This is a genomic window from Pelagicoccus sp. SDUM812003, assembly GCF_031127815.1.
Lineage (GTDB): Bacteria > Verrucomicrobiota > Verrucomicrobiia > Opitutales > Opitutaceae > Pelagicoccus.
Genome location: NZ_JARXHY010000008.1, coordinates 233970 through 240157, shown reverse-complemented (window position 1 = coordinate 240157; position 6188 = coordinate 233970). Strand labels below are relative to the sequence as shown.

Here is a 6188-nt window from a genome sequence, read left to right as displayed (position 1 = left end):
AGACATGACTAGAAAAGCTGCCGATGCTCCAAGAGTGAATGATGCGATTGCCAATAGAATTAGGTGTCTTTTCATTTTCTTTTGTCGAACGTGAAAGTGATACGCGAGGGCCTAAAGGCCCGTTGAGAAAGTAGTTGGGTGGATTCGCCCTTGCTGCGTCCACAACTCGGAGCGCTTGGCCCGAGTTGTATCGACTGCCTTGTTCAGCTCTTCAATTTTCATAGTCTTCCGCTCGTGAGAACACCAGATGCTCCAATAGACCCAATTCGTTTCTTGGTTTTTCTGATCGTTCTATTTCTTGTGTAGCTTCGATTGGGTGCGGGAAATGGGATGCGAACTCTGTAGCGATATCCGAAATACACTCTCTATCTAGTTCGCTTGGTTCTTGGTATGTGAAGGCTTTGAACTTCACCTTGCTCGATCCTTCCATTTCGAACGAAACGTTTCTCATATTTCCTGTGATGTAGGAAATGAGAGCATTGTGTGCTGTTAGTTTCATTTCGAGGTGGTTCATCTTTTTTTGCTGAACGTGAAGGTCATACGCGAGGGCTCTGAAACCGTCGTACAGGAAGTTGTGAAGATACTTCCTTGCTGCTTCCACAACTCGGGCGCTTGGCCCGAGTTGTATGGACAGACTGGTTCTGCCAATTTTTCATTCGTAGATTCTAGCAGCAGAGAAGCAATCAGCTATCACTCTCCACGTATTCACTTCATCGATATTTTCTTTTCTATTTTTGTAATAGCTCTCTGTGGCTTCCAGAAACGCCTGAAATGCTTCCAAGTAGTTTGGCAGACTTTCGTTTTCCCAGTTCGAACCATTCTTTTCGAAATCACTTCTGATCATTCCTAGATGAGCAACTAGGTCGTCCTTGGATTGGATGTGCTCGGTGGTCATTTTTCTATTTTCTGCAGAACGTGAAAGCCATACGCGTAGGTCAGCGCGGAGCGCTGGCCGGAGTTGTATGGGCTGACTGGTTCGAATCTTCTTTTTCTTCCTCTGGTCGAGACATCATTTCTTTTCTGTTCCATCCGTACTTTTCGTACAACCCGTGTGCGTCCTTCGTGCCCAGGAGACATTTTGTTCGCTTCGTGATAGGGTGAGATGTCACGCATTCCATCAGCCACTTCCCCAATCCTTTATTCTGAAAGTCGGGAATTACGAATACATCGCCAAGCCAAGAGATTACTACTTCGTCAGTGACTAACCGAGCGAAACCGATCTGGCGCTCCTTGTAGAAAAGACCGAAGCAAATCGAGTTCTCGATAGTCTTTTCAATTTCTCTCCTTGTTCTTTCGGCTCCCCAGTACGAGGTCTGAAGAAAGCCGTGGATTACGTCTAAATCTAGACGGCTTTTGTCAGTGGAAATGGTGAAATCGCCGTTGGTCCAATTCATATTTTTTTCGAACGTGAAGGTCATACGCGAGGGCTGTGAAACCGTCGTGCTGGAAGTTGTGAGGATACGTCCTTGCTGCCGCCACAACTCGGGCGCTTGGCCCGAGTTGTATGGACCGGCTGGTTCGAAGAACTCTTTCTTGCGACAATGCAGGAGGTTCGCGCGTCCGAATCTGGAACGAATAAAGAAAAGACCGTCATCTTGGATTCCTTGTCGTATGGTGAAGCCTGATACGCCGAAAGTCGATTTCCTTTGCCGCTGATCATGTCGTGCTCGTTCGGTTCAAATTTCGCTTTTTGGTCTTCGTCGCATTGGTCGAGGATGCTGCGTCCTTCGATTTGAGAATCGTGATTTTACTGCGAACGTGAAAGCCATACGCGGAGGCTAGCGCGGAGCGCTAGCCGGAGTTGTATGGGCTGCCTGGTTGGGGTGGTTTTTCAGTGTTGGCTTGGGGTGACCTTGTCGAATGTCGATTCGTTGGAACGCTTCGTAAATCATCGTTTTGAGATTCGGTTTTTTCTATCTGGTTCTTTCTTTTCTTTGGTCGGTTAGGGTAGTGGCCTCCAGGTCTTGGTCTTCTTCACGCTACCGCCATTCGATGCAATGGCTTCAGCCTGCGCATCGTGTCGTGAACGCTTGGATTGTGTCTCTCGAAAATCTCGTCACCGAAGATCGATGTCTGGAAGTGGCTATCCATTGTACTGAACCGTAGATCCAGACATCGTGCTTCACTGTGATGCTTAATCGCTCTCTTCAAATTCTTTAGTTCCCCAACGTGAAGGCCATACGCGTAGGCTAAGCGCGGAGCGCTTGGCCGGAGTTGTATGGGCCGCCTGGTTCGGCTAATTCTTTTTTTAGTTCTTTTGTGATGACTAAATTCAACCAGCTTCTTTCAGTGCTTAGGCAGATCACACCTTTACTCGTCTCTTTTATTTCTATCAGTTTATCGATTTCGACTTCTTTGAAGACCTTTCCATTTCGAAATATCTGTTGAATTGAAGTGCCATCGAATCTGTAGCTCAATCCCGTGTACTTCTTAAGAAAGTGCCCAAAGAGGAAAGCAACAGGTGACATAGCTAAAAGTGTCCATTGGTTTTCGGATAATGGTAGAAATGGAGTTCCTTTCGAGAAAGCTGACCAAACGAAGAATACTGGAAAGCAAACCATGACTAACCAACAAAAGAACAACGACTGAACGTTTTCTTTCTTCGTCGGACCGAAGCTGCCACGCATGCTCTTCAGTCGATCGATGTCTTCGCGAGTTGGTTCGTTTTTCATTTTTTCTGCCGAACGTCAAAGTGATACGCGAGGGCCTAGAGGCCCGTTAAGAAAGTAGTTTTGTGGATTCGCCCTTGCTGCATCCACAACTCGGGGCGCTTGGCCCGAGTTGTATCGACTGCCTTGTTCTGCCATTCTTTTCATTCGTAAATCCTAGCAGCGGAAAGACAATCTGCCATCACTCTCCACGTATTCATTTCTTCAATATTTTCTTTTCTGTTTTTGTAATATCCTTCGATTGCTTCGACGAATGACTGAAATGCTTCCAAGTAGTTTGGCAGATCATTGTTTTCCCAACTAGAACCGTTCTTCTCGAAGTCTTTCCTTATTTCTTCGAGGTGATTGATCAGGTCACTCTTGGTCTGGATGTGTTCGTTTGGCATCGATTCAATTTTTTGCAGAACGCTAAGCTGATACGCGAGGGCTCGGAAACCGTCGTGAAAGAGTAGGGTGAGATACGTCCTTGCTGCGTCCACAACTCGGGCGCTTGGCCCGAGTTGTATCGAGCGACTTGTTCGACCTAATTTTCATTCTTACTTCCGTATCCATATTTCAGTGCAAGAGTTTCTTTTTTTTAGAATTCGTCGGCTGCCATACGCATGGAAGAAAATGCGATGTACTCTTCAGAGAATGTCGGTCCGTTCGCTTCTGGCCCAGCCAACCATTCGTCGAGCTCGTCATCTTTCTGGATGCATAGTTCTCTGAGTAAGGCCAATCTGTCCTTGGGGGTCTTCTCTATCTTTTCGAATCGGTATCCATCATCTGAAACGCCAAACTCCTCAGCGAATGGAATTAAGCTTCGGAGTCCTTCGGGTACTTTAGATTCGTTGAGTCTGATTTTCATTACTTTCGTCGAACGTGAAAGCCATACGCGTAGGTCAGTCGCGGAGCGACTGGCTGGAGTTGTATGGGCTGCCTGGTTCGCTCTCATAATAGTGAATGTAAAATTCGTCGATTGCTCGTAGTGCAGAGTTTACGTGATAGCCCCAATGCATAAAATACATGCTGATCGAGATTCGAAGTGCTTCTGTCTCATATCCTTTCTTAAGGGCTTGGTTTGCGACGTAGAGGTCACCGTAGATGTCTGCGAAGTCATCCATGAGATCACCTGTCACAACCTCAGCCTTCTCGAAGTTGTGTGGATCGAAAATCTCCGCGTAATACTGAAAAGGAAGGTCTTTTAGTTTTTGGATATCTTCTTTCCAACCTTCGTGCTCTCTTCGTTCAAACTCATCGTCCATCGGCTCAAAGTCCCGATACTTTTCAAGTCGATGGATGTCCTTGATAAGGTCAACTAGGAGTTCACGTGCAGAAATCAAATCGTGCTTTCCAGTCTCGATCCATTCGATGAATCGACTGACCGTAGCAAGAAAGGCTTTAGCTTCTGATTCCATTATTTTTAGCGAACGTGAAAGCCATACGCGGAAGTCAGCGCGGAGCGCTGGCTGGAGTTGTATGGGCTGACTGGTTGGACCTAATTTTCATATTCATTCTGATTGTTTCCGAATCTACATCGAATTCTTTTGAATCTTATTCGTTCAACCTGAAAACCGTAGGAAAATCATGAACCACAGGAATAACAATAGCCCGGCTATGAGGTGAGCTCGAAGAAGATCTTTGTCTAACTCTTTACTCGATTCATATCGGTCTACTTCTCCTTTCATAACCAATGACTTGATCTTCTTTTTCTTTTTGAACCATTGCGCATAGAGAAAAATACAAAATGGGAATGTGAAGATGGACGAAGAAAGAATCGCTAGGGTGATGTCTTGTTGCTCATTCATTTATTTTTTCGTCCAACGTGAAGTCCATACGCGAGGGCTCAAACTAAGCCGACACGAAAAGTGGGGTTGAAATGTCCTTGCTGGTTCCACAACTCGGGCGCCTGGCCCGAGTTGTATGGGACGACTGGTTAGTCCAAATTTTTCTACTCATTGGTTGGGTTCACTTTCTCTTCGAATTCCATATCGTTCCAGTAGAAAAATTTTTCCGTCGGCCTTCGGCCTCCACGTCCAACTGCTTGAAGGTCCTCGGCCGCTTCTTTGTCGAAAACCGAAGCTGGAATTATTCTGGAACGTCTCATTACTTTCGTCTCTTTGTTCAGTCGTTTTTCGTCTCCGTAGTTGAATCGTGAATATGTTGTGGTCGCACTGTTCGAGTAAAACGCCTCCTTCGATTCCAGAACCTCAAAAATCCATACATTTTTTCTTCTGACTAACGTGAAAGCCATACGCGGAGGTCATCGCGGAGCGATGGCCGGAGTTGTATGGGCTGCCTGGTTGGGTAATTCTTTCATCTACAAAACCTCTCTTCGTAAGCTAGGAAATCATCGAAGCTCCCGTCTACTTCTACCATAGGGAAATCTTTACTTACTTCTTCCTTCATGCTCCAGCTTAGATGGATAACCGTGAATCTTTCTTCTTTTTCTTTATGCTGGCAGAGAATGTCGTCAGTGGCTCCATCTCTGTGAGCTACGACTTTCACTGGAATGTTTTTTAGAAGATGCTCGGAGTGCAGTTCTTTTTGGAGTTCACGGTGGAGGCGTTCCGCTTCTTCTTCGGTAGCAGCATACCAACCTTCGGGTAACTTTGAGATTTGATCTGTATTCATTTCTTCTACCCAACGTGAAAGCCATACGCGGAAGTCAGCGCGGAGCGCTGGCTGGAGTTGTATGGGCTGACTGGTTATGTATATTTTCTATTCTAGGGTCCATCATAGTAGATTGATTCTTCGTAATTCTTGGATGTCTCAGAGTTTAGGAATCTAAGTAGTTCATTCGTGGCCTCAGTATCTGATTGATTTCTACTTATTTCATCAATGATTCGGTTCAAACGGACTTTGTCCAATTCAACGGTCCCATAGTAGTCTTCGGCTCCTAGTTCTTCCACAAAAGCGGGACATAGTCTTTGAAATACTGATTCCGGACAATAGATCACCTGTTTTGGAAGGCGATCTTTCCAGTCGAAACTCTTACCTCTTTCGTCCATTATGAATGCGATAGGATAATCGTCTACCCCTGAGGCAAGTTTCATCAATTTGTCGTTTTCATTCATAGACATAACGTGAAGCTGATACGCGAGGGCCTAGGTTGATGGTTGTGAAAGAGTAGGGCAAGATCCGTCCTTGCTGCGTCCACAACTCGGGCGCTTGGCCCGAGTTGTATCGAGCGCCTGGTTAGGCCTCATCTTTTTATTTATAGTATTTGATTATCGTGGTGAATCCAAGTCCTACCCATGCAAGGACCGAAAGAAATGCTCCTGACTTCCTCAGTTTGCTACTTTTCGTTTTTGCTAGGTACAGAAGGAGCCCAATGAGGAACATCAGGATTATTGGTGGGTAGATCAGGTAGAAGCCTGGATAGATTGGTGCGACGTAAACCTCAATGACACTCTTGACGTAAATAGATAGAGAAAAATCGTTGTCGACTGCTAGGTAGTAGGCGAGTTCAAGGGCAGCAACTATGCCAACGCAGACTGCTATCTCTGTGATGAATGTCTTTTTCATTCTTCTGCCTAA

11 protein-coding genes are annotated in these 6188 nt (G+C 45.7%); all 11 read right to left on the bottom strand.

The window, feature by feature from the left end; genetic code table 11:
* Window positions 1–211: 211 nt before the first annotated feature.
* Window positions 212–499: a hypothetical protein gene (locus QEH54_RS13185; protein ID WP_309019154.1), complete on the bottom strand. Its 288-nt coding sequence runs from the start codon at window positions 497–499 to the stop codon at window positions 212–214.
* A 153-nt stretch (window positions 500–652) separates the two neighbouring features.
* On the bottom strand, window positions 653–895 hold the full coding sequence (locus QEH54_RS13180) for a hypothetical protein (protein WP_309019153.1): 243 nt from the start codon (window positions 893–895) through the stop codon (window positions 653–655).
* A 40-nt stretch (window positions 896–935) separates the two neighbouring features.
* Entirely contained in the window at window positions 936–1418 is a 483-nt protein-coding gene (locus QEH54_RS13175) for a GNAT family N-acetyltransferase (protein ID WP_309019152.1), read from the bottom strand.
* Between the two features lie 771 nt (window positions 1419–2189).
* Window positions 2190–2672 (bottom strand): hypothetical protein, encoded by a 483-nt coding sequence (locus tag QEH54_RS13170; protein WP_309019151.1) that lies wholly within the window; start codon window positions 2670–2672, stop codon window positions 2190–2192.
* 140 nt (window positions 2673–2812) lie between these two features.
* On the bottom strand, window positions 2813–3055 hold the full coding sequence (locus tag QEH54_RS13165; RefSeq protein WP_309019150.1) for a hypothetical protein: 243 nt from the start codon (window positions 3053–3055) through the stop codon (window positions 2813–2815).
* 191 nt (window positions 3056–3246) lie between these two features.
* The gene (locus QEH54_RS13160; protein ID WP_309019149.1) at window positions 3247–3516 is read right to left on the bottom strand and encodes a hypothetical protein; all 270 of its coding nucleotides are present in this window, start codon (window positions 3514–3516) and stop codon (window positions 3247–3249) included.
* Between the two features lie 34 nt (window positions 3517–3550).
* Window positions 3551–4066, bottom strand: coding sequence for a DUF5063 domain-containing protein (locus QEH54_RS13155; protein WP_309019148.1), 516 nt, complete (start codon window positions 4064–4066; stop codon window positions 3551–3553).
* A gap of 533 nt (window positions 4067–4599) precedes the next feature.
* Entirely contained in the window at window positions 4600–4902 is a 303-nt protein-coding gene (locus QEH54_RS13150) for a hypothetical protein (RefSeq protein ID WP_309019147.1), read from the bottom strand.
* Between the two features lie 62 nt (window positions 4903–4964).
* Entirely contained in the window at window positions 4965–5282 is a 318-nt protein-coding gene (locus tag QEH54_RS13145) for a hypothetical protein (RefSeq protein ID WP_309019146.1), read from the bottom strand.
* 92 nt (window positions 5283–5374) lie between these two features.
* Window positions 5375–5725, bottom strand: coding sequence for a hypothetical protein (locus QEH54_RS13140; RefSeq protein WP_309019145.1), 351 nt, complete (start codon window positions 5723–5725; stop codon window positions 5375–5377).
* A gap of 136 nt (window positions 5726–5861) precedes the next feature.
* The gene (locus tag QEH54_RS13135) at window positions 5862–6176 is read right to left on the bottom strand and encodes a hypothetical protein (protein ID WP_309019144.1); all 315 of its coding nucleotides are present in this window, start codon (window positions 6174–6176) and stop codon (window positions 5862–5864) included.
* Between the last annotated feature and the right edge of the window lie 12 nt (window positions 6177–6188).

What these genes read in the sequence shown, in the direction of transcription:
- QEH54_RS13185 (WP_309019154.1), bottom strand. Translation starts at nt 499, where the DNA reads ATGAAACTAACAGCACACAATGCTCTCATTTCCTACATCACAGGAAAT.
- QEH54_RS13180 (WP_309019153.1), bottom strand. Translation starts at nt 895, where the DNA reads ATGACCACCGAGCACATCCAATCCAAGGACGACCTAGTTGCTCATCTA.
- QEH54_RS13175 (WP_309019152.1), bottom strand. Translation starts at nt 1,418, where the DNA reads ATGACCTTCACGTTCGAAAAAAATATGAATTGGACCAACGGCGATTTC.
- QEH54_RS13170 (WP_309019151.1), bottom strand. Translation starts at nt 2,672, where the DNA reads ATGAAAAACGAACCAACTCGCGAAGACATCGATCGACTGAAGAGCATG.
- QEH54_RS13165 (WP_309019150.1), bottom strand. Translation starts at nt 3,055, where the DNA reads ATGCCAAACGAACACATCCAGACCAAGAGTGACCTGATCAATCACCTC.
- QEH54_RS13160 (WP_309019149.1), bottom strand. Translation starts at nt 3,516, where the DNA reads ATGAAAATCAGACTCAACGAATCTAAAGTACCCGAAGGACTCCGAAGC.
- QEH54_RS13155 (WP_309019148.1), bottom strand. Translation starts at nt 4,066, where the DNA reads ATGGAATCAGAAGCTAAAGCCTTTCTTGCTACGGTCAGTCGATTCATC.
- QEH54_RS13150 (WP_309019147.1), bottom strand. Translation starts at nt 4,902, where the DNA reads ATGGCTTTCACGTTAGTCAGAAGAAAAAATGTATGGATTTTTGAGGTT.
- QEH54_RS13145 (WP_309019146.1), bottom strand. Translation starts at nt 5,282, where the DNA reads ATGAATACAGATCAAATCTCAAAGTTACCCGAAGGTTGGTATGCTGCT.
- QEH54_RS13140 (WP_309019145.1), bottom strand. Translation starts at nt 5,725, where the DNA reads ATGAATGAAAACGACAAATTGATGAAACTTGCCTCAGGGGTAGACGAT.
- QEH54_RS13135 (WP_309019144.1), bottom strand. Translation starts at nt 6,176, where the DNA reads ATGAAAAAGACATTCATCACAGAGATAGCAGTCTGCGTTGGCATAGTT.